The following is a 25744-nucleotide window of genomic DNA, read 5'->3' as shown; positions in this document are numbered from 1 at the left end:
CATGGAGTTCACCGAACTCGAGGACTACCCCATCCCGGCGGGTGTACTGACCGAATGGCTGCCGTGCGTCGCAGCGGATGCCTGGAGCACCGATCCGCGACCGGTGTCGTACGTGCACGAGGCACATCTGCGGCGCACCGCGGGCAGCCGGTACGGCGACGTCCCGGACGCGTGGCTGGGCACCGCCTTCGAGGTCGCGGGACGCCTCGAGGAGGAGCCGTTCCGGCGCGCCCTGGAGCGGTGGATCGACCGGCACGAACCGCTGCGCAGCCAGGTCGTCCTGAGCGGTGACGGCGCCGTCGGCTCCGGCGGCGTGACCCGGCGGACCGCGCCGCCGGGCGCGGTGTCGGTCCGATTCGTCCGGCACCTGCCGTCCGCCCCGGACGACATCCGCGAGCACCTCGAGCAACTGCTGGCCGACTGCACCGAGCCGCACACGTGGCCGGCGTACGTCTTCGCCACCCTCGAGCCCGAGGACGGGGACGCGTCCGCGGCGTCGTTCACGGTGTTCTTCGCCGCCGACCACGCGGTCGCCGACGCCTACTCGGTCGTGCTGGTCGCCCACGAGATCACGGCCCTGTACGAGCAGGAGCGGTCCGGCCGGCCGGCCGGACTGTTCCCCGTGGGCAGCTACATCGACTTCGGTGCCGCGGAGCGGGCGGACGCCGCCGATCTGGCCGGCGAGCACGAGGCCGTGCGGATCTGGCGGGAGGCCCTGACCGCCGGCGGCGGCGCGATGCCCGAGTTCCCGTTGCCCCTCGGCCCCCGGCCGGCCGGTGCGGTGCCGCAGCGCCGTCTGTCGACGCGGATGCTCGACGACGACCGGGCCAACCGCTTCGCCGCCCGCTGCCGGGAGGCCGGGCACGGCTTCTTCGCCGGCACGCTCGCGTGCCTCGCCCGCGCCACGGTCGAGCTCGCCGGGGTCGACCGGTTCCGGACGATCGCGCCGTCCCACACCCGCAGCGGTCCGATGTGGGCCGGGGCCCTCGGCTGGTTCGTGGGGCTGCGCCCGGTCGACATCGATGCGGCCGGGGCCACGGACTTCGCGACGCTCACGGCGCGCGCGGGCGCCGAGCTGCGCCGCACGCGGGCGAGCGCCCGGGTGCCGTTCGACCTGGTCGGCGAACTGCTCGAGGTACCCATGCGACCGCGATTCCTGGTGTCGTACATGGACGTTCGCTTCGTCCCCATGGCCGCGCAGTGGCCGCAGTGGAACGCCCGGACGCTGCGCAGCCGCAGCTACACGCACGACGTGTTCCTGTGGTTCAACCGCAGCCCGAAGGGAGTGAACCTGGCGGGCCGGTTTCCCGACACGCCGACCGCCGCGGCCAACGTGCCGTCGTTCGTCGAGCGGGTCCGGGAATTGATGCACGAGGCGAGCGAGGGCCGCGAGTGGGACACGCCGGAACACGGGAACGAGGGCGCTTCCGCTACCGGCCGGTAATGTTGCCGGGTTCCGGGCGACCCGTAGGGTGTAGGGGCTATCCGGTTACATCGTCTATCGGATTGGCGCCTACACTCCCAGAGACGGCAATAACCTAACGATCGATCAACAGGAGGCTCCGTGCCCAGTCATGCCAGCGCGCACATCACGAAGGTGCTCGTCGCCAACCGCGGCGAGATCGCTGTGCGGGTCATCCGAGCCGCCAAGGATGCCGGTTACGGGAGCGTGGCCGTCTACGCAGAACCCGACGCCGACGCCCAGTTCGTGAAGCTCGCCGACGAGGCATTCGCGCTCGGTGGCCAGACCTCCGCCGAGTCCTACCTGGTGTTCGACAAGATCCTCGACGCCGCCCGCAAGTCCGGTGCCGACGCGATCCACCCCGGCTACGGCTTCCTGTCCGAGAACGCCGACTTCGCGCAGGCCGTGATCGACGCCGGTCTGATCTGGATCGGCCCCTCCCCGCAGGCCATCCGCGACCTCGGCGACAAGGTCACCGCGCGGCACATCGCCGAGCGCGCCAAGGCACCCATGGCCGCCGGCACCAAGGATCCCGTCAAGAACGCCGACGAGGTCGTCGAGTTCGCGAAGCAGTACGGCGTGCCGGTCGCGATCAAGGCGGCCTTCGGTGGTGGCGGCCGCGGCATGAAGGTCGCGCACACCATCGAGGAGATCCCCGAGCTGTTCGAGTCCGCGACCCGCGAGGCCATCGCCGCCTTCGGCCGGGGCGAGTGCTTCGTCGAGCAGTACCTCGACAAGGCGCGCCACGTGGAGGCGCAGGTCATCGCCGACCAGCACGGCAACGTCATCGTCGCCGGCACCCGCGACTGCTCGCTGCAGCGCCGCTTCCAGAAGCTCGTCGAGGAGGCCCCCGCGCCGTTCCTGACCGACGAGCAGCGCCGCCGCATCCACGAGTCCGCCAAGGCCATCTGCCGCGAGGCCGGCTACTACGGCGCCGGCACGGTCGAGTACCTGGTCCAGGGCGACACGGTGTCCTTCCTCGAGGTCAACACCCGCCTGCAGGTCGAGCACCCGGTCACCGAGGAGACCGCCGGCATCGACCTGGTGCGCCAGCAGTTCCGCATCGCCAACGGCGAGAAGCTCGAGCTCACCGAGGACCCGGCCCCGCGCGGGCATGCGTTCGAGTTCCGCATCAACGGTGAGGACGCCGGCCGCGGCTTCCTGCCGGCCCCCGGTCCGATCAGCGTGTACCGCGAGCCCTCGGGCCCGGGCGTGCGCGTCGACTCCGGTGTGGTGCAGGGCGACGTCATCGGCGGCCAGTTCGACTCGATGCTCGCCAAGCTGATCGTCACGGGCGAGACCCGCACCCAGGCCCTCGAGCGTGCTCGCCGCGCCCTCGCCGAGTTCGAGGTCGACGGCCTGGCCACCGTGATCCCGTTCCACCGGCACATCGTCGAGCACCCCGCCTTCGTCGGGGACGGCGAAAAGTTCGACGTCTACACCAAGTGGATCGAGACCGAGTGGGAGAACACCGTCGAGCCGTACACCGGCGGTGGGGTCGCCCCCGAGGACGAGGACGAGGCGCTGCCGCGGCAGAACGTCGTCGTCGAGGTCGGCGGCCGCCGCGTCGAGGTGTCGCTGCCCGGCCAGTTCACCCTCGGCGCCGGCGGCGGTGCCGCCGGCGGGGCGCTCCGCAAGAAGCCGAAGCCGCGCAAGCGGGGCGGCGCCCACGGCGGCAAAGCCTCCGGTGACGCGGTGACCGCGCCGATGCAGGGCACCGTCGTCAAGGTCGCGGTCTCCGAGGGTCAGGAGGTCGCCGAGGGTGACCTGATCGTGGTGCTCGAGGCCATGAAGATGGAGAACCCGGTCAACGCGCACAAGGCCGGCGTCGTCACCGGCCTGTCGGTCGAGCCCGGCGCCGCCATCACCCAGGGCACGGTGCTCGCCGAGCTCAAGTAGCAGTTCCGCCTGCGACGGCGCGCCCCGTGAATCCTCGGATTCACGGGGCGCGCCGTCGTTCGTTCCGGGACTAGGGTGGTGATATGGCCGATTCACCGGAGGTCCGTATCGGCACGGCCGAGCGCGAACAGGCCCAGCGCCTGCTCGGCGAGCACTTCGGTGCCGGTCGCCTCACCCTCACCGAGTTCGAGGACCGCAGCGGCCGCATCGCCGCCGCCGTCACCCGCCGCGATCTCGCGGTCCTGTTCACCGACCTGCCCACCGTGACCGGCCGGGCCGACGGGCACCGGCGCGGATGGTGGCTTCTGGTCCCGGTCGTGGCCCTCGGACTGGTCGCGTTCTACCAACTCCTGGAACCGAACGTGTGGATCATGACGGGCGCGACGGTCGCCGCCACCGTCGCCGTCCTTGCCGCCCGCGCCCGCGGCGGACGACCGCGCACGGCCGAGCCGGCCTTTCTCCGCGACGTCCCGCCGCTCCCCGCCCCCGCCGCCCGGGACCCGCACTCCCGGGACCCACAGCCATCCGCGACGCGCGACGTCCCGGACCTGGTGTGGCTGCTGACGATGAGCATGTTCGCCGTCGCGCCGGCGCTGGTGCTGCGGCACCCCATCGCGCTGCTGATCTCCGCCGTCGCGCTGATCCTGATCATCTCCCGGGCATTCCGGACCGGGACCGGCGGGACCGGTCGCTGACGACCCATTAGTGTGGACCCATGGCCGACTCCCCCGAGGTCCGCATCGGCACCGTCGAACGCGAACAGGCACTGAACCTGCTCGGTGAGCACTTCGGTGCGGGCAGGCTCACCCTCGTCGAGTTCGACGAGCGCAGCGCGAAGGCGGCCGCCGCCACCACCCGCGCCGAACTCGACGCCCTGTTCACCGACCTTCCCCCGGCGACCCCGAACACGCCTGCGCCGGTGGACGACACCGCGAAGGCCGAGCAGCGGGAGAGGTGGCGCACCGCCGCCATGGGGCTGATCCCCCTCGTCGCCCTCCTGCTGTTCTTCGTCTTCGACAACTGGTTGTGGTTCCTGCTGATCCCGGCCGCAGGCATCCTGTACTCCGCGACCAAGGGCACGAAGGGCGGCTGCTGAGTGGACCCCGTCGAGATCAACGCCGGCAACTGGTACCTGCTCGCCGAACGCCCCGACGAGTGGGCCGCCGGCACGGGCTACCACTGGTCGGTGCGGGAGGCGACGACCGCCGATGTCGAAGCCACCGTGGAACTCCGGCCGGACGGGACGCTGACCGGGTCGGCCGAACCCGGTTGCGAGGATGCGCTGGCCGCCGCGTTGGCCGCCGTGCGCCGGTTCGCCGAGAGCGCCTGGAACATGGCGGTCACCGAATCTACATGACCGCCCGGTTCGTTCCGGTGGCGCTCACGCTCGTGGTCGTCACCGTGCTGCTCATGCTGCCGGGCGATACGACTCCGTCGGCGTTCCCGCACGCCGACAAGATCACGCACGCACTGATGTTCGCGGTGCTCGCGTACGCGTCCCGCTTCGCCCGGATCCCGCCCGCCGCGACCGTCGTCTGGCTCGCCGTGTACGGGGCGCTCACCGAGGTCCTCCAGGCCGCCGTCGCGGTGCGCCGGTCGGGGTCGGTGTGGGACTGGTGCGCGGACCTGGCCGGGGCGCTGCTCGGGCTTGCGCTGTACGCCGCAGTGCGTCGTCGTTCCCGAGCACGGACGTAGGTGCTCGCGTCCGCCGATACGACTTCCCCGCCGCCGCGGGGCGTCCCGAGCAGCAAGAACGGACGCCGGTCGTGGTGTCGCCTCCGGACGGTACGCTGCGCGCATGCCGCATCCCGTCATGTTCGACGAGGCCGATCCGCTGCTGGCACGGGTACGCGGGCTGGCGCTGACCTTCCCGGGGGCCGCCGAGAAGATCTCGCACGGCAGGCCGTTCTTCTACACGAAGACCGCGTTCGCCGTGTACGGCGGGTCCGTCAAGGCTACGGGCGCCCAATTCCCGCGGTCTCTGCTCGTCAAACCGGACACCGACGAGCACGATGCGCTGCTCGGGCAGGCACACACTTACACCCCGGCGTATCTGGGTCCGTCGGGGTGGATCGGGTTCGATCTGGATCGGGCCGACGTCGACTGGGACGAGGTCGCCGAGTTGCTCGACATGTCGTTCCGGGTCACGGCACCGGCGCGGCTGGTGCGCGAGTTGGACGGCCGCGTCGGATGATCCGGGCCGCGGCACCGCCGCGCCGGATCTCACCCCAGTAGAGCCTGCCCGAGCCGGTCCCGATCGGTGTTCGTGAGCCCCAGGCCTTCGTCGACGTACCGGTCGAACGACCCGAACGTGTCCTCTGCCGTCGCGAATGCCACCTCGAGGTACTCGGCGCGGACGCCGAGAACGGATTCGAGGTCCGCACGGTCCACCCCCCTCTCGGCGAGCGCCGCGAGGATCGGTTCGAACACCGGCAGCAGCAACTCGTTGGTCAGAAGGTAGTCCTCGAAGACCGAGTCGAGCTCGACACCGACCGCCCGCAGGAGCACCGCTGCGGCCCAGCCGGTGCGGTCCTTGCCGGTGGTGCAGTGCACGAGAACCGGGGCACCGTCGTCGGCGAGCAGCGAGTGCAGCAGCGTCCGATACGCTGCCCGGGCGCTCGGCAGCAGCACGAAGTCGCGGTAACTGCCCCGCAGGTACTCGGCGCCGCGGCCGTCCCCGAGAATTTCCCGGGCGAACGCGGCGTCGGTCAGCAACTCCTTCATGTGCGCGGCGATCGAACCGTGCTCACGATCGGCGAGCACGTCGAGTGGACGATGCCGGACGCCGGCCGGTACCCGGTCGGGCGCCGCCTCCCGTTCCGCGGCCGTGCGCAGATCCACGACCGCCGTCAGGCCGAGGCCTTCGAGTAGGCGTGCATCCGCTTCGGTGACCCGGCTCAGGTCGGTCGATCGGTACACCACGCCCCGGCGCACCGACGCGCCGTCCCGGGTGGCCCACCCGCCGATGTCGCGCAGGTTCGGGATCGACTTCGATTCGAGCCCGGGTGTTCGGGCAGGGCTACTGGCGGCGGAGTCCGACATGGGCCCACCCTAGCCGGGTCGATTCAGGCTGTCGTGCCCGCTTCTCCGGCGCCGCACGACCGGTCACCCCGTCGTAGCTCCGCCAGTTCCTCTTCTTCCAGTGCGATCACTCGGCGGTGGAGAGCTTGGATCGCGGCCATGCACACGCCGTCGGCGTCGACGACCGGGATCGGTTTCGTGCGGCGTTCTCGCTGCCGCTTTCCGGGGTGTTCCGGCGAGTTCCGGACACATCACAACTGTGGCTGTCGATGCTCGTTCGGCCGGATCCGTGGTGACACCGGATTCCGGCACCGTGGTGACACCGGAGGCGTTCCGTGCCAGCACGGTGGTGCCCGCGCCGACGTGGGAGGAGACTGAGACGGTCCGGGAGGAGGCCGGGGTGCGGCAACGAGTGATTCAGCTGCTCGTCGTGGTCACCGTGGTGCTCGTCGTGTCGATCGCCGCGGCGGTGGACCGGTCGCCGACGGGACTGCGGGATCCGGCGCGCACGCTCCTGCTCGGGCCGCGCGAGTCCTTCGCTGCCGCCGAGGGCCCGTTCCTGCCGGTGTTCGGCCCGACCGAACTCGGGTTGTTCCTCGGCGCCGGTGTGGCGTTCGTCGTGGCCGGCGCGATCGCGTGGAACACCCGCCCGCACGACCTGACCGGTCCCCTCGTCCTCATCGCCGGCCTGCTGTGGTTCCTCGGTGGTCTGCGACGCTCCGGCGAACCCGTGGCCTTCACCGTCGGCGTGGTGGCGACGAACCTGTACCTGCCCGTCCTGCTCCAGGCTCTCGTGGGGTTCCCGACCGGTCGGCTGGAACGACCGTGGCAGCGCGTGTTCGTCGGTGCCGCCTGGATTCTCGCCACGGTCGGCATCGTGGCCGAGTGGCTGTTCTTCGATCCGCGAACCGCACCCGCGGCGTCCCCGTCGACGTCGACGAATCTGCTTCTCCTGCGCGATGATCCGTCCCTCGCACGGATCGTGCAGCTCGTCGTCGGGTTCTGCGCCTTCCTGATCGTGGTGACACTCGTGGTGGTGGTGGTCGCGCGCTGGCGGTCGGGGTCGCCGGCGTACCGGTCCGGGTTCGCTCCCCTCGGCGTCGCATACGGCGTCTCGGCGGTAATCACGCTCGCCGTGCTCTCCAGCGCGGTGAACCTGCCGTGGTCGCCGCCGACCTGGGTGCTCAACCTGCGCTACCCGGCCACGGCGTTGTTCCCGCTGGCGGTCGCGGTCGGCCTCGTCCGGTACCGGCTCGCACGAGCTGCGGTCAGCGACGCGATGGTCGAGATCGGCACCGCGCCGCTCGGTCTCGGGTTCGTCGACGCGCTCCGACGCGCCGTGCATGACCCGAGCCTGGTGCTGTGGACCTATGCGCCGGAGCGCGCGGCCTACGTCGATCCGGACGGGTCGGTCCACGCTCTTCCCCGCCGTTCCGATTCTCGCGCGGCGACCATCCTCGAACGCGGCGGCACTCCCGTGGGGGCCTTGGTGTACGACCCGTCCCTCGAGACCCAACCCGAGCTGCTCGCCGCGGTCCACAGCGCCACCGCGCTGGCCCTCGAGCACGAACGGTTGCAGGCGGACCTGCAGCTCCGGCTCGACGAGGTGCGGCGCTCCCGCGAACGGATCGTCGCCGCCGGCGACATCCAGCGGCGACGCCTCGAGCGCGACCTGCACGACGGCGCGCAGCAACGGCTCGTCGCCGCGTCGCTGTTGTTGCGCCGCGCCCAGCGCGCCGGGGAGGAGGCCGATCTGCGCCGGCTGCTCGCGGACGGTGCCGCCGAACTCGACACCGCCCTGACGGAACTGCGGGAGCTCGCCCGGGGTGTCTACCCGGCGGTGCTCACCGAGCGCGGGCTCGCGGCTGCGCTGCGCTCGCTGGCCGAGCGGGCACCCGTGCCCGTCGGCATCGACGACGGCCTCCCCGGCCGGCCCTCGCCTCCCGTCGAGCTCGCCGCGTACCTCATCGGGGCGGAGGCCGTCACCAATGCCGGAAAGCACTCCGGGGCCACCGCCGTCCGCATCTGCCTGCACCGGGCGGGTGATGCGCTGCGCATGACGATCCGTGACGACGGATGCGGTGGCGCGCGGCCGACGCCCGGCGGGGGGCTGGACGGGCTGCGGGATCGGACCGAGGCTCTCGGCGGCGACCTCGTGCTCGACAGTCCCGAGGGCCGCGGCACGACCGTCGACGTCACGCTCCCGTTCCACCTCGACGTCGAGTCCTGACCGGCCCAGTCCGCCGGACGGTTCCCGGCCCGGCGGATCAATGCCGTGCCACTTCTCCCAGCACGCGGTCCAGCGCGTCGAGCGCCTCGTCCAGTTCGGCGGTGGTGACCGTCAGCGGCGGCCGGAACCGGATGCCGCGCTGCCCGGTTCCGATCATCAGCACGTGCTCGTCGACCCGCAGGCGGGTGAGCACGGCGTCGCGGACGGTGGGCGTGGGCAGGGTGAACGCGCACATCAGGCCGCGTCCGCGCGGCTCGCCGACCAGCCGGTGGCGGCCGGCGAGCTGGTTCAGCCCGGACAGCAGATGCGCCCCGGTCATGCGCGCCCGGTCGACGAGCCGGTCCCGCTCGATCACCTCCAGAATGCGCCGGGCGCGGACCATGTCGGTCAGGCTGCCACCCCAGGTGGAGTTGAGCCGCGACGAGACCATGAAGACGTTGTCGGGGATTTCGTCGATCCGGCCGCCGGCCATGATGCCGCAGACCTGGGTCTTCTTACCGAAGGCGACAATGTCGGGGGCGACGCCGAACTGTTGGTACGCCCAGGTGGTTCCCGTCAGCCCGACGCCGGTCTGCACCTCGTCGAAGATCAGCAGCGCATCGTGACGGCGGCACAGGTCTGCCATGGCCTGGAAGAACTGCGGCCGGAAGTGATGGTCGCCGCCCTCGCCCTGGATGGGTTCGGCGATGAAACACGCGATGTCGTGCGGATTCTCGGCGAACGCCCGGCGCGCCTGCTGCAGCGCATGCGCCTCCGCGGCCTCGACGTCGCGGTCGTCGGCGAGGTAAGGCGCGTCGATGCGCGGCCAGCGGAACTTGGGGTACCGGGCCGTCTTGATCGGGTCCGTGTTGGTGAGGGACATCGTGTAGCCGGTGCGACCGTGGAATGCCTCGGTCAGGTGGAGAACGCTGCCCCCGAGGTCGGAGCCGAGTCCGCGCGCCTCGTTGAGCCGGCTCTTCCAGTCGAAGGCCGCCTTGAGTGCGTTCTCCACCGCGAGCCCGCCGCCGTCGACGAAGAACAGGTGCGGCAGAGCCGGGTCGCCGAGCACCCGCGCGAAGGTGTCGACGAACCGGGCCATCGCCACCGTGTAGATGTCGGAGTTGCTGGGCTTGTTCGCGGCGGCCGCGGCGAGTTCGGCGGCGAACGCCGGGTCGTCGACGATGTCGGGCGGGTTCATCCCGAGCGCGGAGGACGCGAAGAACCCGAACATGTCGAGGTAGGTCGTGCCGTCCCGTTGATCGACGAGCCGCACGCCCCGCGATCGGTCGAGGTCGAGGACGAGGTCGAACCCGTCCACCAGTAGATGTTCGCGCAGAACGGCGTGTACCCGGCTCGGGGGCAGCTCGCGGGCACCGTCCGGGTGTCGGAATGCAGTGCTCATGCCCAGAGAATACGTCAAAGTTCCGTCAAGATCGGCGCGATAAAGGAAGATCACCCCTTTATTCGGCTATCGTTCGTAAAATGTTTGGAGGATGACGGTGCTGCGGGTGGCCACATTCGCCGTCGCACGGATCTCCTGGAGCAGTTGTTCGAGCGCCCGCGGCGAGGCGACGCGCACGAGCAGGATGTAGCTCTCGTCCCCCGCCACGGAGTGGCAGGATTCGATGGCGTCGATGTGCCGCAACCGCGCCGGCGCGTCATCGGGTTGGGACGGGTCGAGAGGGGTGATCGCGACGAACGCCGACAGCATCAACCCGAGCGCTTCGGGATCGACCTTCGCCGCGTATCCGCGGATCACCTGCCGGGCTTCGAGGCGGCGAACCCGGGACTGCACCGCGGAGATCGACAACCCGGCCTTCTCGGCGAGAGTGGCCAGCGTCGCCCGGCCGTCCACCACCAGTTCGCGCATGAGCAGCCGGTCGATCTCGTCCAGGGACTCCTTCGAGTTTTCCGCCATCAGCGCAGGCTAATCGAACCGGAAAGGACATCGACGATGAATCCGACTGGCAATCTGCACGATCGCGCCGCGGCCGCGCTGCGTCGCTGCGGGGCGAGCGCCCCCGCCCTCGACGGCGCCCACACGGTCACCAGCCCGATCGACGGCTCGGAGCTCGCGCGGTTGCACCCCGCCCGCGGCGCGGACGTCGACGCCACGGTCGCCGCGGCGAGCGCGGCCTTCGGGCACTGGCGGCAGGTCCCGGCGCCGATGCGGGGACGGCTGGTCCGCAGGCTCGGGGACCTGCTCGGCGAGCACAAGTCCGATCTCGCCGAGCTCGTCACGCTCGAGGCCGGGAAGATCCCCTCCGAAGCGCTCGGCGAGGTGCAGGAGATGATCGACATCTGCGAGTTCGCGGTCGGCCTCTCGCGCCAGCTCTACGGCCGCACGATGCCCTCCGAGCGACCCGGCCACCGGCTGATGGAGACGTGGCATCCGCTGGGGGTGGTCGCGGTGATCTCTGCGTTCAACTTCCCCGTCGCCGTGTGGTCCTGGAACACCGCGATCGCGCTCGTGTGCGGTGATCCGGTGGTGTGGAAGCCCTCCGAGAAGACCCCGCTCACGGCGCTGGCCTGCCACGCGCTGCTCGAGCGGGCCGCGGGCGACGTGGGCGCCCCCGCCGGCCTGCACCACGTCCTGGTCGGCGACGCTGCCGTCGGCGAGGCGCTGGTCGACGATCCGCGCGTCGCGCTGGTCAGCGCGACGGGCTCGATCCGGATGGGCCGCATCGTCGCGCCCCGGGTGGCGGCGCGGTTCGGGCGCTGCCTGCTCGAACTCGGCGGCAACAACGGCGCGATCGTCGGCCCCTCCGCCGACCTCGACCTCGCCGTGCGGGCCGTGGTGTTCGCCGCGGCCGGCACCGCCGGGCAGCGCTGCACCACCCTGCGACGGCTGATCGCCCACCGCTCCGTCGTCGACGAGCTGACCGAGCGGATCGCCAAGGCCTACTCGAGGCTGCGGGTGGGCGATCCGTTCGACGACGGGGTGCTCGTCGGACCGCTGATCGACGGCCGTGCCCACGCCGCGATGCAGACCGCGCTCGAGCGCGCCGAACTCGACGGCGGCATTCTCGTCACGGGCGGCGACGCTGTCGAGGTCCCCGGTGACGGGGTGTACGTCCGGCCCGCGGTCGTGCGGATGCCGGCGCAGACGGACGTGGTGCGGGAGGAGACGTTCGCCCCGATCCTCTACGTGCTGACCTACGACGGCTTCGACGAGGCGATCGCCCTGCACAACGGGGTACCCCAAGGACTTTCGTCGTCGATCTTCACCACCGACCAGCGTGAGGCCGAGCGCTTCCTCGCCGCCTCGGACTGCGGCATCGCCAATGTCAACATCGGCACCTCCGGCGCGGAGATCGGGGGCGCGTTCGGCGGCGAGAAGGAGACCGGCGGCGGCCGCGAGTCGGGTTCGGACTCGTGGAAGGCGTACATGCGCCGCGCCACCAACACGATCAACTACTCCGACGATCTGCCGCTGGCGCAGGGTGTGGAGTTCGGTTGAGCGACAATCTGGTTCCGTACCGACTGTGGGGGTGCCGACCGGACCGGTTCGACACCGAGATCGAGGGCGAGTTCGCGTGGACCGACCACATCGTGCGGACCCTCGGCGCGGCGTTCGAGCCGGCCGGCGCCGAGATCCGGAGGGAGGTGTCCCTGCTGCCGGAGACACACGGCGTCAGCGTGCGCGCGGACGGGCTGACGCTGGGCATCCTCGGCGACGGCGACGCGCTGCGCTACGGGCCGGTGCTCCGCCGTGTCGTCGCAGGCGGGTATCTGCCGACCGTGCCGGGCCGCATCTGGGCCGCCGATGCGGGCGCCTACAACGACGACCCGGCCCGCAGCGGCCGCGTCATCGCCCGCGTCTCGGTCAGCCTCGGCGCCCCGGCCCGACTGGTGCCCCGCAACGATCCTCCGGACGTGCCCTACACGCTGCTGCCCCCGGGCCGGACCCTCCAGGTCACCGGGGAGGAACGACACTTCGACCTGCTGCACCCCTACGCCGACCCGCCCGGCAAGTACGCCCTGCTCGTCACCCTCCACGAGGCGGACGGCGCGCTGGTGGAGGTGCGGGTGGACGACCGGGCGTGTGGATACCTCGGCCGGCGGTCCAGTGCGCGTCTGCTGCCGATCGTGACGCACCTGTCCGCGCGTGGACTCCGCACCGCCGCGCGGGCCGCGGTGAGCGGATCCCGGCTGGCGGCCGAGGTGACGGTGTCGGTGACGCCGGCCGACGAGATCGACGAGCGCGTCCTGGACGGACCGCCGGTGGTCGTGCCGCGGCTGGCGCCCGGCCCGGTCGCCGACCCGCCCGACCCGGTGCTGCCGATGCACCGGTACCACGGGTGGGGCGGGCAGATCGTCGTGCAGGGCGACCGGCTGTGGATCCTGCGGGAGGGCCCCGTGGCGCGGGCGTTGGGTCCGGTTCCGTTGACGCCCAAGCGGATCCGTCTGCGGGACGTGGTGGACGTGCAGTTCCGCCCGGCGCTGCCACAGACCGACGGCCTGCTCCGGATCGTGACGGGCAGCGGCCGGGACGGCGCGCCGGCGTCGGCGGATCCCGACACGGTGGTGTTCCACCATCCCGACCGGCAGCGATTCCAGGCGCTCGCCGAGTGGCTGCGGCACGTCGCAGCCGTGAACGCCGGACCGCCGTCGTGAGAGGCACCCCTCAGGGCCGCCGCAGCAGCTCGGCCTCCCCCGGCTCGACGACGATCGTGGCCGGTTCGGTCCGGCCGTAGTACCGCGTACGCAGGAGCCAGCTCCGCGCGTGGGACAGTTCCGAGCGCCACCCGGCCAGGTAGTACTTCCGGCCGAAGCGGGCCATGACGGCCGCCGGTGGCCCGCCCGGCCGCACGGTGGCCCGGCCGTGCAGCCGCAGGACGGGTCCCCGCTCGCCGTCGTCGAGCAGCACCACGACGTCGGGATTCGCGGCCGCGTTGCGCGCCGCCACGGTGCTGCGACCGGTGCCGAAGTACAACCGGCCGTCGACCTGCACGAACCACAGCGGGGCCAGGGCCGCCGCGCCCTTCGGGGAGCGGGTTGCCAGGCGCGCGACGAGGGCACGGTCGAGGAAGTCGCGCACGACGGCGTCGTCCGCCTTCACGCGTCCCGCTCCTCGTGCAGGGTCGCGTAGTCCCACGCGGTGGCCCGCCGGGGCGTGAACACGAACCAGGCGAGGTCCTCGCGACCGTCGGGGGCGGGGGCATCCGCCGCGGCGAGGCGTCCGCGCCAGTTCACCGCCCGCAGCTCGAACCAGAATTCGCCGTCGTCGAGCAGGACGGTGACCCGGTCGAGACCGGCCGACGGCGGCACCGACTCCCGCGGCACACCGACCCACAACTCGCCGTCGCGTCGCCGGACCCGCGCGGGCAGCGCAGTGACCGCACCGGCGTCGTCGAACGCGACCGCCGCCCGACCGTGCTCGAGCAGCCTGCCGGCAAGCGATTCCGGTTCGACGCGCTGGGTGATCCGCCCCATGCCGACAGACGATACCTCCGGATCATCCGCGGCGGCCGGGATCGCGCGGGGCCGGCCGGATCCGGATCGGTTCGGGCACCGTGACGGTCTCGTTGCCGGGCAACGGCTCCCCGCGGCGCCGCCCGACGTCGGCAACCGTGTCGACGTCCGCGAGCGGCTGCGCCCCCTGCCGCGCGACGGTCTCGTCGTAGAGCTCGAACCACGGGAATCCGCGCCCGGTGTAGTCGGCGGCGACCAGGGGCCGGGTCGGTGGGTCCTCCCCGGTGACCGTGCGCCACTGCTCGCTGTTCACCAGGTGCACGTCGACGACCGAGCGGTGGTCGAGGTCCCACGCATCGTGCGGTTCGACCGGGGTGGCGACGCCCTGCTCGACGGACCCGCCGGCACCGAGCCCCATGGCCGCGGCCGGCGCGAAGGAGTGCATCGGACGGCGGGCGTCGAACTCGGCACGTTCCTCCCATCGTCGCGCCCGCATGGGGTACGCCGCGATGCGGACCCCGCCCTGCGCCGGCCCGGACCGCAGCTGCTCCTCGACGCTGTAGCCGGAACCGAGTGGCATCGCGACGAACTGGCGCACCCGCCCCTGCGCCACGACGAAGCCGTCGAGCCACGGTTGCGCCGGCACCTCGAGGTAGTCCTCGCGTTCGAAGTCCGGCACCGGCGACCAGGTTTCGCCGGTGAGCGCGTCGACGTCCCCGGCGGCGACCTTCACCAGGAACGGGTACCGGGACTCGAACCCGAGCCAGCACGCCTCCGACTGCCACATCGGCATCACCAGTCCGCCGCGGGACCGCCACGAGTCCGGTATCCGGGCGTCCTCGAGTCCGGCGACGGTCCGCAGCGGGAACCGTCCCAGGCCGGGCGGCAACGGGTAGGTGTTGCCGTCGTCCGGCACCCGCAGGGTGCGGTGGAACGAGACGGCCATGCGGGCGGCGGCGTGCACCTCGGGGAACTCGACCACCAGGCGGTCCTTCTCGAGAGCGAGCGCCACGTCGTCCCTCCTGTCCGCATGCTCCGGTGCCGTTCACGTGCGGGTGAGGGTACGCCGAGCGGACGGGCCGGTCGAGCAGTTGCGCCGAGCGCCTCTCGGCTCACGTGACCCGGGCCACAGCTGTGGTAGACCAAGGGGCATGTTTCCTGGGAACTTCGTCGCCACGACCCCCGACAAGCCCGCTATCGTGCGGCCCGCCACCGGGGAGTCGCTCACCTACCGGCAGCTCGACGAGAGCTCCGTCCGCCTCGCGAAATACCTGCGCGCCGCCGGCCTCGAGCGGGGCGACCACATCGCGCTGATCTCGGACAACGACCTGCGGGTGATGGAGGTCTACTGGGCGGCGCTGCGTTCCGGCCTGTACGTCACGGTGGTCAACTGGCACCTCACCCCCGCCGAGGCCGCCTACGTGGTCAACGACTGCGGCGCGAAGGTGCTCCTCGCCTCGGCGGGCGCGGCGACCGCGATCGACACCCGTTCCGGGGCCTACCCGAACGTGATCCGCCGGCTCGTGTACGGCGGTGCACTGCCCGGCTTCGACGACTACGCCCACGCGCTCGCGGCATTCGATGCCTCGCCGCTGGAGTCGCAGCCGCGTGGTCAGGACATGCTCTACTCCTCGGGTACCACCGGCCGGCCCAAGGGCATCAAGCCGAAGCTGCCCGAGGGGCAGGTCCAGGACGTCCCGGACCCCTACACGGCGGTGTTCGCCCCGATGTACGGCTTCGATGCCGAGTCGGTGTACCTGTGCCCGGCCCCGCTGTATCACGCTGCGCCGCTTCGCTTCTGCGGAGTGGTGCAGTCCGTCGGGGGCACGGTGGTCCTCATGGACCGGTTCGAGCCGGAGGAGGCGCTCGCCCTGATCGAGCGTTACCGCGTCACCCACAGCCAGTGGGTGCCGACGATGTTCGTGCGGATGCTCAAGCTCCCCGAGGAGGTGCGCGGCAAGTACGACATGTCGAGCCTGAAGGTCGCCATCCACGCAGCGGCGCCGTGCCCGCCGGAGATCAAGCGCGCCATGATCGAGTGGTGGGGCCCGATCGTGTACGAGTACTACGCCTCCACCGAGGGCGCCGGGGCCACGTTCATCGACTCGGAGCAGGCGCTCGAGCACCCCGGATCCGTGGGTCGCGACGGCGTGATGGGCGTCGTCCACATCTGCGACGACAGCGGCGCCGAGCTGCCGGTCGGTGCCACCGGCACGGTGTGGTGGGAGCGCGACGAGCGGCCGTTCGAGTACCACAACGACCCGGAGAAGACCGAGGAGGCGACGCACCCCGATCATCCGACCTGGACCACCAGCGGCGACATCGGATACCTCGACGAGGAGCGCTACCTGTACCTCACCGACCGGGCCGCGTTCACGATCATCTCCGGCGGCGTGAACATCTACCCGCAGGAATCGGAGAACGTCCTCACCCTGCACCCCAAGGTGTACGACGTCGCGGTGATCGGGGTCCCCAACGAGGAGATGGGCGAGGAGGTCAAGGCCGTCGTCCAGCTCGCCGACGGCGTCGAGCCCGGACCCGAGGTCGAGCGCGAGCTCCTCGACTTCGTCCGCGAGCGCGTCTCCCACTTCAAGGCGCCGCGCAGCATCGACTTCTCCGACGACCTGCCGCGCACGCCCACCGGCAAGCTCGTCAAACACAAGCTGCGCGCCCGCTACCTCACCCCGGCAGGCTGACCGTGTCCGCCGATCTCGCCGAACTCGCCAACCAGCTCCCGGCCGGCGCGCTGATCACCGATCCGGACCTGCTCGCCGGGTACCGGCAGGACTGGGCCCGCGATCCGGACGCGGCGGTGCCGCGCGCGGTCGTGCGGGCCACGCGCACGGCGGACGTGCAAGCCACACTTCGGTGGGCGAGCGCCCACCGGGTGCCCGTGGTGCCGCGCGGCGCGGGCACCAGCCTGTCCGGCGGGGCGGGCGGGGTGCCGGGCGGGATCGTGCTGAGCACCGAGCGGATGCGGGCGATCACCGTGGACCCGGTCACCCGCACGGCGGTCGTCCAGCCGGGACTGCTCAACGCCGAGGTCAAGCGGGCCGCGGCCGAGCACGGGCTGTGGTATCCGCCCGACCCGTCCTCGTTCGAGATGTGCACGATCGGCGGCAACGCGGCGACCAACGCCGGGGGGCTGTGCTGCGTGAAGTACGGCGTCACCACGGACTACGTCCTCGGCCTCGAGGTGGTGCTCGCCGACGGCACCGCGGTGCGGCTCGGCGGACCCCGCCTCAAGGACGTGGCGGGCCTGTCGCTGACCAAGCTGTTCGTCGGCAGCGAGGGCACCCTCGGCATCATCACCGAGGTGACCCTGCGGCTCCTCCCGCCGCAACCGCCGGCATCGACGATGGTCGCCACGTTCGGCTCGGTCCAGGCCGCGGCCGACGCGGTGCTGGCCGTGACGGCCACGTTGCGCCCGGCGATGCTCGAGTTCATGGACCGCGCCTCGATCAATGCGGTCGAGGACGCGCTACACATGGGACTGGACCGCGACACCGAGGCGATGCTCATCGCCCGGTCCGACGCGCCGGGCACGGCCTCGGCGCAGGAGATCGCGACGATGGTGCGGGCGTGCGAGGACGCCGGTGCCGAGGAGGTGTTCTCGACCGACGACCCCGAGGAGGGCGAGGCGTTCGCGGCGGCGCGGCGGATGGCCATCCCGGCGGTCGAACGGACCGGCAGCCTGCTGCTCGAGGATGTCGGCGTGCCCCTGCCGGCCCTGCCGGCACTGGTCGGGGGTGTCGCCGAGATCGCCGACCGCAATGCGGTGACGGTGGCGGTGATCGCGCACGCCGGCGACGGCAACACTCATCCGCTGATCGTGTACGACCCCGCCGACGCCGACCAGACGGCCCGCGCGCACGTGGCCTTCGGGCAGATCATGGACCTGGCGATCGCGCTGGGCGGCACCATCACCGGGGAGCACGGGGTGGGCCGGCTGAAGAAGGCGTGGCTGCCGGATCAGGTGGGTCCCGACGTGATGGCCCTGACCCGGCGGATCAAGGCGGCGCTCGACCCGGAATCCATCCTCAATCCGGGCGTCATCCTCTGAAGCAAGATCGAGTACGGTGGCCGCGTGCGTGAGGACCGAATCCAGTGAACGCCCGTACGCCCTTGTCGCCGGCGGGCCTGCCGCTGCGCGACACCCGCTACCGGACGTTCGAGCAGTACCCGGAGTTCGCCACGGCGACAGCCTGGCTGCGCGACTACGTGCGCGCCGCGGTGCCCAACCCGAGGATGAGTGAACGCGAGTACTGGTCGGTGGTGTGCCTGCCGCCGCACGACGGCTCCATCGAGGCGGAACCGCTGGTGAGCGTGCACGTCGGCGCGATCGAGGCCGCGGGGCTGTACGTGGAGGCCCCGGCGGCGCAGCCCCGCCGGATCGGCGGCCGGGTCACCGTGGCCGTCGACGACCTCGAGGCGGCCGCCGGAACGAGCGTGGACGTGCTCGCGGCGGCCCACTCGGACCTGCGGTTCCGCCCCGACGGGCCGGTCGTGTCGATCGGCTGGTCCGACGGACCCGCCAGCCGCGCGCAGTTCGCCGCCGTGCCGTGGGAGCCGGCCGCCGCCGCACTCGTCGGACGCGTGATGCGCAACGGCAAGTGCCGATGGTCGGCTCACCACTGCGCGCAGCTCGCTCGGTTCGCGCTGGCCGACTGACGTCCGGCCCCCGACCCGCCGGCCGGGGGCCACCGGCACGAGCGCGGCGTCCGGGAAACCTCCGGCGTGTCGTACCGGCGGTGCACCATGGAACGGTGACCGACGTCCTGACCCGTTTCTCCGAGCCCACCCGGCAGTGGTTCGCGGGCGCGTTCGAGGCCCCGACCGCCGCGCAGCTCGGGGCCTGGGAGTCGATCTCGTCCGGCGCGCACACCCTGGTGGTGGCCCCCACCGGGTCGGGTAAGACACTCTCGGCGTTCCTGTGGTCGCTCGACCGCCTCGCGGCCACCCCGACCGAGCACTCCGGCACCCGCGTGCTCTACGTCTCCCCGCTCAAGGCCCTCGCGGTGGACGTGGAACGGAACCTGCGCTCGCCGCTGGTCGGCATCACCCAGACCGCGCGGCGGCTCGGCCTCGAGCCGCCGGAGATCACCGTCGGCGTACGCTCGGGCGACACGTCGGCGGCGGACCGGCGCGCCCTGATCCGCACCCCGCCGGACATCCTCATCACCACCCCCGAGTCGCTGTTCCTCATGCTCACCTCCGCGGCGCGCGAGACGCTCGCCGGCGTGGAGACCGTCATCGTCGACGAGGTGCACGCCGTCGCCGGAACGAAACGCGGTGCGCACCTTGCTCTTTCTCTCGAACGGCTCGATCTGCTGCTCGGGCGGCCGGCGCAGCGGATCGGCCTGTCGGCGACGGTGCGCCCGCACGAGGAGGTGGGCCGGTTCCTCGCCGGGACCGCGCCGATCCGCATCGTCGCCCCGCCGTCCGCCAAGACGTGGGATCTCACGGTGCGGGTGCCCGTCGAGGACATGACCGAACTGGGCGTGCAGCCGGAACCCTCGGACGACGGGATGCCGGGGGTTCCGCAGGCCGGGTCGATCTGGCCGCACGTCGAGGAGCAGATCGTCGACCTCATCGTCGCGCACCGTTCCACCATCGTGTTCGCCAACTCCCGCCGCCTCGCCGAGCGGTTGACGGCCCGGCTCAACGAGATCCACGCCGAACGCGAGGGGGAGGCGGTGGACCGCCGGCCCCCGCCCCCGGCGCAGATCGGGGCGCCCACCGAGGTCGCGTTCGGCGCGCAGCCGCTGCTGGCGCGGGCGCACCACGGCTCGGTGAGCAAGGACCAGCGGGCGCTGATCGAGGACGACCTGAAGTCCGGGCGGCTGCGCTGCGTCGTCGCCACCTCGAGCCTCGAACTCGGCATCGACATGGGTGCGGTCGACCTCGTGATCCAGGTGTCGGCACCACCGTCGGTGGCGAGCGGACTGCAGCGCGTCGGGCGGGCGGGCCACCAGGTGGGCGAGGTCTCCCGCGGGGTGCTGTTCCCCAAGCACCGCACCGACCTGGTGCACTGCGCGGTCACGGTCGAACGGATGGTGGGCGGGCACATCGAGGCCCTGCAGGTGCCGGCCAACCCGCTGGACGTGCTCGCCCAGCAGACCGTCGCCGCGGTCGCCCTCGAGCCGCTCGACGTGGACGAGTGGTTCGACACGGTGCGGCGCAGCGGCTCCTTCGCGACGCTGCCCCGCTCGGCGTACGAGTCGACGCTGGACCTGCTGGCCGGGCGGTACCCGTCGGACGAGTTCGCCGAGCTGCGGCCCCGGGTGGTGTGGGATCGCACCGCCGGCACCCTCACCGGCCGGCCGGGCGCGCAGCGGCTGGCCGTCACCTCGGGCGGCACGATCCCCGACCGCGGCCTGTTCACCGTGTACATGGTCGGCGAGAAGGCCACCCGGGTCGGAGAACTCGACGAGGAGATGGTGTACGAGTCCCGGGTGGGCGACGTGTTCGCGCTCGGCGCGACGAGCTGGCGCATCGAGGAGATCACCTTCGACCGGGTGCTGGTCTCCCCCGCCTACGGGCAGCCCGGCAGGCTGCCGTTCTGGCACGGTGACGGAGTCGGCCGCCCGGCCGAACTCGGCGCCGCCCTGGGGGCGTTCGTGCGCGAACTGGGGCACGCCGATCCGGAGGACGCCGCCGCCCGGTGCCGTCGCGGCGGCCTCGACGACAACGCGACCGCCAACCTGACACGGCTGCTCGAGGAGCAGCGCAACGCCACCGGCCACCTGCCCACCGACCGGACCCTGGTGGTCGAGCGGTTCCGCGACGAACTCGGCGACTGGCGCCTCGTGCTGCACTCCCCGTACGGGATGCGCGTGCACGCGCCGTGGGCGCTCGCCGTGGGCGCACGGCTGCTCGACCGGTACGGCGTCGAGGCCGCGCCCACGGCCTCGGACGACGGCATCATCGTCCGGCTCCCCGACACCGAGGACGCCCCGCCCGGCGCGGAGGTGTTCGCCTTCGACACCGACGAGATCGAGGACCTGGTCACCGAGCAGGTGGGCGGCTCGGCGCTGTTCGCCTCCCGCTTCCGGGAGTGCGCGGCGCGGGCACTGCTGCTGCCGCGGCGCACGCCCGGCAAGCGGGCGCCGCTGTGGCAGCAGCGGCAGCGCTCGGCGCAGCTGCTCGACGTGGCCCGTCGCTACCCCACCTTCCCGATCCTGCTCGAGACGGTGCGGGAATGCCTGCAGGACGTCTACGACCTGCCCGCCCTGCGGGACCTGCTCGGCCGCGTCGCCCGGCGGCAGGTCCGCATCGTGGAGGTCGAGACGGCCACCGCGTCACCGTTCGCGACCTCACTGCTGTTCGACTACGTCGGCGCGTTCATGTACGAGGGCGACAGCCCCCTGGCAGAACGGCGCGCCGCGGCCCTGTCGCTGGACTCGACACTGCTCGCCGAACTGCTCGGGCGTGTGGAGCTGCGGGAACTGCTCGACGCCGACGTCATTGCCCGGGCCGAACTGGAGCTGCAGCACCTGGCCCCGGACCGCAAGGCCCGCGACGCCGAAGGTGTCGCGGACCTGCTCCGGCTGCTCGGCCCGCTGACCGAGACCGAGATCGCCGAGCGCACCACGGCCGATCCCGCCGCATGGCTCGACGAGCTGGATGTGCAGCGACGGGTGCTGAAGGTGTCCTTCGCCGGCCACGAGCGGTGGTCGGCCATCGAGGACGCCTCGCGTCTCCGGGACGCGCTCGGGGTGCCGTTGCCGATCGGCGTGCCGACGGCGTTCGTCGAGCCGGTGCCCGATCCGCTGGGCGACCTGATCGGCCGGTACGCCCGCACCCACGGCCCGTTCACCGCGGCGGAGGCGGCGGCCCGGTTCGGGCTCGGCACCGCGGTGGTGCAGGACGTGCTGCACCGGCTGGCCGCCGAGAAGCGGGTCAGCGCAGGTGAGTTCCGGCCCGGCACGACGGGCGCCGAGTGGTGCGACACCGAGGTGCTGCGGCGGCTGCGGCGACGGTCGCTCGCGGCGGCACGACACGAGGTGGAGCCGGTCGGCACCGCCACCCTCGGCCGGTTCCTGCCGGCGTGGCAGCACGTGGGCGGCGGCCTGCGCGGGGTGGACGGGGTGGCCGCGGTCGTCGAGCAACTGGCCGGGGTGCCGGTGCCGGCGAGCGCTCTCGAGCCGCTGATCCTCGCGCCGCGGGTGCGGGACTACTCCCCCGCGATGCTCGACGAACTCACCACGACGGGCGAGGTGCTGTGGGCGGGGTCGGGGCAGATCTCCGGCAAGGACGGCTGGGTGTCGCTGCACCTGACCGACACCGCCCCCCTGACCCTCGCGCCGGCGGCCGAGATCGAACAGACCGACGTCCACCGCGGCATCCTGGACACGCTCGCGGGCGGCGGGGCGTTCTTCTTCCGTCAGCTCACCGAGGCCCTCGGCACCACCGACACGGAAACCGCCTCGGCACTGTGGGATCTCGTGTGGGCCGGCCTCGTCTCGGGGGACACACCGGCCGCGCTGCGCGCCCTCGTCGGCGACACCTCCCGCGCGACCCCCGCGCACCGCACGCCCCGACGCGCCCCGCGCGCCCGGATGTACCGCGGCCGTCCGGCGCTGCCGAGCCGGACCGGGCCACCGACGGTCGGTGGGCGGTGGTCGCTGCTGCCCGACCGGGAAACCGATCCGACGGTGCGCGCCCACGCCGCCGCGGACCTGCTGCTCGAGCGCTACGGTGTGGTCACCCGCGGCGCGGTCGTCGCCGAGGGCGTGCCGGGCGGCTTCGCTCTTATGTACAAGGTACTGAGCCGGTTCGAGGAGACGGGGCGGTGCCGCCGCGGCTACTTCGTCGACACGCTCGGCGGTGCGCAGTTCTCCACCCCGGAGGTCGTGGACCGGTTGCGGTCCTACGGCGAGTCGCTCGAGGGCCGCCACACCGGCACACCCGCGGTGACGCTGGCCGCGTGCGACCCGGCGAACCCGTACGGCGCGGCACTGCCTTGGCCGAAGTCGGCAGCGCCCGAGGACTCGCCGCGGCACCGCCCCGGCCGCAAGGCCGGGGGGCTGGTGGTGCTCGTCGACGGCGAGCTGGGTCTGTTCGTCGAACGCGGCGGCCGCACGGTACTGACGTTCACCGAGGACCCGGGGACTCTCCGCGGTGCGTGCGCGTCACTGGCCGGGTCGGTCAAGGGCGGGGGCCTCGACACGCTCGTCGTCGAGAAGGTCGACGGCAGTTCCATTCACGGTCACCTGTTCGCGGAATTCCTCGCCGAGGCCGGCTTCTCGGCCACCCCCCGCGGTTTCCGGTTGAGGGCCTGATGCCCGAGGGCGACACCGTCTTCCAGGCGGCCACCCGGCTGCGCCGCGCCCTCGCGGGAAAGCCGTTGACGCGCTGCGACATCCGCGTGCCCCGGTACGCGACGGTCGATCTGACCGGCACCGTGGTCGACGAGGTGCTCGCCCGGGGCAAGCATCTTCTGATCCGCGTCGGTGCGCACACCCTCCACACCCACCTGAAGATGGAGGGGGTGTGGGACGTCCACGCGCCCGGGACCCGCTGGCGCCGTCAGGGATATCACGCCAGGATCGTGCTCGCGGTCGCGGACGCCGAGGCCGTGGGCTTCGACCTCGGGATCGTCGAGGTGCTGGACCGCGACCGCGAGGAGGAGGCCGTGGGACACCTGGGACCCGATCTGCTCGGCCCGGACTGGGACCCGGCAGCCGCCGCCGCGAACCTGATGCGCGATCCGGGCCGACCCGTCGGTCTGGCGCTGCTCGATCAACGGGTGATGGCCGGGGTGGGCAACGTGTACCGGTGCGAGCTGTGCTTCCTGCGGGGCGTGCACCCGTCGACACCGGTCGCGGACGCGGGAGATGCGGCCGCCTGGGTCGATCTGGCGCACCGCCTGCTGGTGTTCAACCGGGACCGCGTCAGCCGGATCACCACCGGCGACCGCCGGCCCGGCCGGGGCACATGGGTATACGGACGCGCGGGCAAGCCGTGCCGCCGGTGCGGAACCACGATCCGGACCGGCATGCTGGGGTCGGCGAGCGACCCGGATCGCAAGATCGACTGGTGCCCGCACTGTCAGCCGCGCGACGGGGACGGCTGAGCCGGCGCGTCCCGCCGGCTCGGTCGTCCCGCAGCTCGGTGGTTGCGCAGCTCAGTGGTTGCGCAGCGCGTCGATGAGCTCGCCCTTGCGCTTGGACGAGTAACCCGAGATCCCGAGCTCCTTGGCCCTCTTCTTCAACTCGTCGACGGTCCAGTCCTCGTAGGACCCCGACGTACCGCCCTTGTGGCCGACGGAGGACCGGCCGCGCTTCGCCGCCGCGTTCGAGATCCGGGCGGCCTTCTCCTTGGAGGCGCCGTCGTCGCGCAGTTCCTGATACAGCTTCTCGTCCTTGATCGACGACCTGGGCATGATGCCCCTCCCTTCGTCGAGCGTGCCGTCGTCTCGCGAATACCCCTCCGCCTGCGGCCCTACACTTCCGGCCTGGACGAGCAGGCCCACGCAGTGCCGCACCAACCGCTCCGGCGACACCGCGACGGTGCCGTCCAGATAGCCGATGAACAGGCTCGTCAGCGCCCCGACGAGCCCGACCGCCACCATGTGCCGCTCCTCGCGGTCGGCGATCGCCGTGAGCTGCTGCTGGACGAGCAGCACGAACGTGGGAGCGAGGTCGAGTCCCTGACTACCGAGCGACGGCTCCCGCAGCGGGCCGAGCAGCAGCACCCGGCCCAGGGCCGGGCGGTCGACGATCAGCTCGACGAAGGCCCGGACCGCCGCCTCGGGAAGATCCCCCGGTCGCGGGGCCGTACCGACCGCGGTCTCCAGCGCCGTGCGCACCCGTTCGCCGACGGCGGCATACACGGCGCGCACGAACGCGTCCCGGTCGTCGAAGCTTTCGTAGAAGTACCGTTCCGTCAGTCCGGCCGCCCGGCACACGGCGCGCACGTTGACCGCCGGCCCCTCGGGCGCGCCGAGCAGATCGATGCCCACCGAGAGCAGCGCGTCGCGGCGTGCCCGCCGGCGTTCCGCCATGTCGGTGCCGCCCCAGCGCCGTCGCACCCTCTCCACCACCGCGATCCCGTCGTCGACCACCTGCGTCGTCGGATCCTACGCCGCGGCCCGGACGCAGCGAATGTGTGCGGTCGCAGGCTCCGTGCGACCGCCGTCTGTCACCCTTGTCGGCATGGACTCCGATGCCCACGCGCTCCTGCACGGTCCGTTGTTCTCCCGGCGCACACCTTTGGACCGGGACAACGCCGCCAGCCGTATCAGCGCCTACATCTACGGCAACGTCCTGGTGCTCGCGGCGCTGGTACCGATCATCACCGGCCCGAAGTACGTCGGCATCGCGATCGTGCTCGGTACGGCGCTGTCGACGTTCGTCGCCCACGCATTCGCCGAGGCGGTCGGGCACACCGTGCGCCAGGGGACCCCGCTGACCCGGGCGGAGAAGATCGCCGAACTGCGCAATTCGGTGCCGATCCTGAGTTCGGCGGTCCTGCCGTGCGTGATCCTGGGACTCGGCTGGCTGGGCTGGCTCGAGCCGCGCACGGCCCAGCTGCTCGCCGAGGTCGCCGTGCTGCTGCGGATCGGTGGCATCGTCTTCGTCATCGGCCGCCTCAACGGGGAGCGGCCGGGGCGGACCTCACTGGTGAGTGCCGTCGCACTCACCGCGGTTGCCGCGACCGTGGTGCTCGTCAAGGTCATCCTGACCCACTGACCTTCCCGGCCACCGACCTTCCCGGCCACCGACAGGGCTGGG

At 72.2% G+C, this 25744-nt stretch carries 23 protein-coding genes and 1 pseudogene; 16 read left to right on the top strand and 8 right to left on the bottom strand.

What is annotated here, in order from left to right; all coding sequences use genetic code 11:
• Window position 1: 1 nt before the first annotated feature.
• The 7 genes from A4U64_RS07340 to A4U64_RS07310 all read left to right on the top strand — a co-directional run bounded on the left by A4U64_RS07340 (window position 2) and on the right by A4U64_RS07310 (window position 5555).
• Entirely contained in the window at window positions 2–1444 is a 1443-nt protein-coding gene (locus A4U64_RS07340) for a condensation domain-containing protein (RefSeq protein ID WP_065922391.1), read from the top strand.
• A gap of 120 nt (window positions 1445–1564) precedes the next feature.
• A complete protein-coding gene (locus A4U64_RS07335; protein WP_006939582.1) occupies window positions 1565–3361 on the top strand; it encodes an acetyl/propionyl/methylcrotonyl-CoA carboxylase subunit alpha in 1797 nt (598 codons plus the stop codon).
• Between the two features lie 83 nt (window positions 3362–3444).
• A complete protein-coding gene (locus tag A4U64_RS07330) occupies window positions 3445–4056 on the top strand; it encodes a DUF1707 SHOCT-like domain-containing protein (protein ID WP_065922390.1) in 612 nt (203 codons plus the stop codon).
• A gap of 20 nt (window positions 4057–4076) precedes the next feature.
• Window positions 4077–4457, top strand: coding sequence for a DUF1707 SHOCT-like domain-containing protein (locus A4U64_RS07325; RefSeq protein ID WP_006939585.1), 381 nt, complete (start codon window positions 4077–4079; stop codon window positions 4455–4457).
• Window positions 4458–4718 (top strand): hypothetical protein, encoded by a 261-nt coding sequence (locus tag A4U64_RS07320; protein ID WP_006939587.1) that lies wholly within the window; start codon window positions 4458–4460, stop codon window positions 4716–4718.
• On the top strand, window positions 4715–5056 hold the full coding sequence (locus A4U64_RS07315; RefSeq protein WP_065922389.1) for a VanZ family protein: 342 nt from the start codon (window positions 4715–4717) through the stop codon (window positions 5054–5056). Before A4U64_RS07320 ends, A4U64_RS07315 begins: the two co-directional genes overlap by 4 nt.
• A gap of 103 nt (window positions 5057–5159) precedes the next feature.
• Window positions 5160–5555: an MmcQ/YjbR family DNA-binding protein gene (locus A4U64_RS07310; protein WP_065922388.1), complete on the top strand. Its 396-nt coding sequence runs from the start codon at window positions 5160–5162 to the stop codon at window positions 5553–5555.
• 29 nt (window positions 5556–5584) lie between these two features.
• Here the strand turns inward: A4U64_RS07310 and A4U64_RS07305 are convergent, their stop codons facing one another.
• A complete protein-coding gene (locus tag A4U64_RS07305; RefSeq protein WP_065922387.1) occupies window positions 5585–6403 on the bottom strand; it encodes a tyrosine-protein phosphatase in 819 nt (272 codons plus the stop codon).
• 271 nt (window positions 6404–6674) lie between these two features.
• Between A4U64_RS07305 and A4U64_RS07300 the strand changes: the two genes are divergently transcribed.
• A complete protein-coding gene (locus A4U64_RS07300) occupies window positions 6675–8612 on the top strand; it encodes a sensor histidine kinase (protein ID WP_231772675.1) in 1938 nt (645 codons plus the stop codon).
• A gap of 37 nt (window positions 8613–8649) precedes the next feature.
• Here the strand turns inward: A4U64_RS07300 and lat are convergent, their stop codons facing one another.
• Window positions 8650–9993 carry an L-lysine 6-transaminase gene (gene lat / locus A4U64_RS07295; RefSeq protein ID WP_065922386.1) on the bottom strand — a complete coding sequence of 448 codons (1344 nt, stop codon included), beginning with the start codon at window positions 9991–9993 and terminating at the stop codon, window positions 8650–8652.
• Between the two features lie 66 nt (window positions 9994–10059).
• The gene (locus A4U64_RS07290) at window positions 10060–10509 is read right to left on the bottom strand and encodes an Lrp/AsnC family transcriptional regulator (protein WP_006939604.1); all 450 of its coding nucleotides are present in this window, start codon (window positions 10507–10509) and stop codon (window positions 10060–10062) included.
• Window positions 10510–10545: 36 nt separating this feature from the next.
• Here A4U64_RS07290 and amaB point away from each other — a divergent pair, with 36 nt between their 5' ends.
• Entirely contained in the window at window positions 10546–12051 is a 1506-nt protein-coding gene (gene amaB, locus A4U64_RS07285) for an L-piperidine-6-carboxylate dehydrogenase (RefSeq protein WP_065922385.1), read from the top strand.
• A complete protein-coding gene (locus A4U64_RS07280; protein ID WP_065922384.1) occupies window positions 12048–13208 on the top strand; it encodes a hypothetical protein in 1161 nt (386 codons plus the stop codon). The genes amaB and A4U64_RS07280 overlap by 4 nt, the downstream gene beginning before the upstream one ends.
• A gap of 10 nt (window positions 13209–13218) precedes the next feature.
• Here the strand turns inward: A4U64_RS07280 and A4U64_RS07275 are convergent, their stop codons facing one another.
• From A4U64_RS07275 to A4U64_RS07265, 3 genes are read right to left on the bottom strand one after another with little or no spacing between them, the layout of a single operon-like run.
• Complete coding sequence (locus A4U64_RS07275; protein ID WP_029544672.1) at window positions 13219–13653, bottom strand: pyridoxamine 5'-phosphate oxidase family protein; 435 nt, start codon at window positions 13651–13653, stop codon at window positions 13219–13221.
• Window positions 13650–14027: a hypothetical protein gene (locus A4U64_RS07270; RefSeq protein WP_065922383.1), complete on the bottom strand. Its 378-nt coding sequence runs from the start codon at window positions 14025–14027 to the stop codon at window positions 13650–13652. The genes A4U64_RS07275 and A4U64_RS07270 overlap by 4 nt, the downstream gene beginning before the upstream one ends.
• A 22-nt stretch (window positions 14028–14049) precedes the next feature.
• Window positions 14050–15018, bottom strand: coding sequence for a hypothetical protein (locus A4U64_RS07265; RefSeq protein ID WP_065922382.1), 969 nt, complete (start codon window positions 15016–15018; stop codon window positions 14050–14052).
• A 139-nt stretch (window positions 15019–15157) separates the two neighbouring features.
• On the opposite strand from A4U64_RS07265, the gene A4U64_RS07260 reads away from it, so the two are divergent.
• The 5 genes from A4U64_RS07260 to A4U64_RS07240 all read left to right on the top strand — a co-directional run bounded on the left by A4U64_RS07260 (window position 15158) and on the right by A4U64_RS07240 (window position 24084).
• Window positions 15158–16702 carry an AMP-binding protein gene (locus A4U64_RS07260; protein ID WP_065922381.1) on the top strand — a complete coding sequence of 515 codons (1545 nt, stop codon included), beginning with the start codon at window positions 15158–15160 and terminating at the stop codon, window positions 16700–16702.
• Window positions 16699–18069: an FAD-binding oxidoreductase gene (locus A4U64_RS07255; protein WP_198163431.1), complete on the top strand. Its 1371-nt coding sequence runs from the start codon at window positions 16699–16701 to the stop codon at window positions 18067–18069. Before A4U64_RS07260 ends, A4U64_RS07255 begins: the two co-directional genes overlap by 4 nt.
• A 44-nt stretch (window positions 18070–18113) precedes the next feature.
• Window positions 18114–18677 carry a hypothetical protein gene (locus tag A4U64_RS07250; protein WP_050035479.1) on the top strand — a complete coding sequence of 188 codons (564 nt, stop codon included), beginning with the start codon at window positions 18114–18116 and terminating at the stop codon, window positions 18675–18677.
• A gap of 95 nt (window positions 18678–18772) precedes the next feature.
• Window positions 18773–23290, top strand: a complete 4518-nt coding sequence (locus A4U64_RS07245; protein ID WP_065922380.1) for an ATP-dependent helicase — start codon at window positions 18773–18775, stop codon at window positions 23288–23290.
• Window positions 23290–24084, top strand: a complete 795-nt coding sequence (locus tag A4U64_RS07240) for a DNA-formamidopyrimidine glycosylase family protein (protein ID WP_065922379.1) — start codon at window positions 23290–23292, stop codon at window positions 24082–24084. The genes A4U64_RS07245 and A4U64_RS07240 overlap by 1 nt, the downstream gene beginning before the upstream one ends.
• 51 nt (window positions 24085–24135) lie before the next feature.
• Here the strand turns inward: A4U64_RS07240 and A4U64_RS27650 are convergent, their stop codons facing one another.
• On the bottom strand, window positions 24136–24393 hold the full coding sequence (locus A4U64_RS27650; RefSeq protein ID WP_029544682.1) for a DUF7218 family protein: 258 nt from the start codon (window positions 24391–24393) through the stop codon (window positions 24136–24138).
• Window positions 24394–24450: 57 nt separating this feature from the next.
• A pseudogene (locus tag A4U64_RS28180) lies at window positions 24451–25014 on the bottom strand (TetR/AcrR family transcriptional regulator); the annotation flags it as partial.
• Window positions 25015–25165: 151 nt separating this feature from the next.
• Between A4U64_RS28180 and A4U64_RS07230 the strand changes: the two are divergent.
• Complete coding sequence (locus tag A4U64_RS07230) at window positions 25166–25702, top strand: hypothetical protein (RefSeq protein WP_006939619.1); 537 nt, start codon at window positions 25166–25168, stop codon at window positions 25700–25702.
• Window positions 25703–25744 lie beyond the last annotated feature (42 nt).

Origin of the sequence: Rhodococcus sp. WB1 (assembly GCF_001700945.1) — a bacterium.
GTDB lineage: Bacteria > Actinomycetota > Actinomycetes > Mycobacteriales > Mycobacteriaceae > Rhodococcus > Rhodococcus aetherivorans.
The sequence above is the reverse complement of the archived record's forward strand: the minus strand, read 5'-3'. Positions and strand labels throughout refer to the sequence as shown.

What these genes read in the sequence shown, in the direction of transcription:
- A4U64_RS07340 (WP_065922391.1), top strand. Translation starts at nt 2, where the DNA reads ATGGAGTTCACCGAACTCGAGGACTACCCCATCCCGGCGGGTGTACTG.
- A4U64_RS07330 (WP_065922390.1), top strand. Translation starts at nt 3,445, where the DNA reads ATGGCCGATTCACCGGAGGTCCGTATCGGCACGGCCGAGCGCGAACAG.
- A4U64_RS07325 (WP_006939585.1), top strand. Translation starts at nt 4,077, where the DNA reads ATGGCCGACTCCCCCGAGGTCCGCATCGGCACCGTCGAACGCGAACAG.
- A4U64_RS07315 (WP_065922389.1), top strand. Translation starts at nt 4,715, where the DNA reads ATGACCGCCCGGTTCGTTCCGGTGGCGCTCACGCTCGTGGTCGTCACC.
- A4U64_RS07310 (WP_065922388.1), top strand. Translation starts at nt 5,160, where the DNA reads ATGCCGCATCCCGTCATGTTCGACGAGGCCGATCCGCTGCTGGCACGG.
- A4U64_RS07305 (WP_065922387.1), bottom strand. Translation starts at nt 6,403, where the DNA reads ATGTCGGACTCCGCCGCCAGTAGCCCTGCCCGAACACCCGGGCTCGAA.
- lat (WP_065922386.1), bottom strand. Translation starts at nt 9,993, where the DNA reads ATGAGCACTGCATTCCGACACCCGGACGGTGCCCGCGAGCTGCCCCCG.
- A4U64_RS07290 (WP_006939604.1), bottom strand. Translation starts at nt 10,509, where the DNA reads ATGGCGGAAAACTCGAAGGAGTCCCTGGACGAGATCGACCGGCTGCTC.
- amaB (WP_065922385.1), top strand. Translation starts at nt 10,546, where the DNA reads ATGAATCCGACTGGCAATCTGCACGATCGCGCCGCGGCCGCGCTGCGT.
- A4U64_RS07270 (WP_065922383.1), bottom strand. Translation starts at nt 14,027, where the DNA reads ATGGGGCGGATCACCCAGCGCGTCGAACCGGAATCGCTTGCCGGCAGG.
- A4U64_RS07260 (WP_065922381.1), top strand. Translation starts at nt 15,158, where the DNA reads ATGTTTCCTGGGAACTTCGTCGCCACGACCCCCGACAAGCCCGCTATC.
- A4U64_RS07240 (WP_065922379.1), top strand. Translation starts at nt 23,290, where the DNA reads ATGCCCGAGGGCGACACCGTCTTCCAGGCGGCCACCCGGCTGCGCCGC.
- A4U64_RS27650 (WP_029544682.1), bottom strand. Translation starts at nt 24,393, where the DNA reads ATGCCCAGGTCGTCGATCAAGGACGAGAAGCTGTATCAGGAACTGCGC.
- A4U64_RS07230 (WP_006939619.1), top strand. Translation starts at nt 25,166, where the DNA reads ATGGACTCCGATGCCCACGCGCTCCTGCACGGTCCGTTGTTCTCCCGG.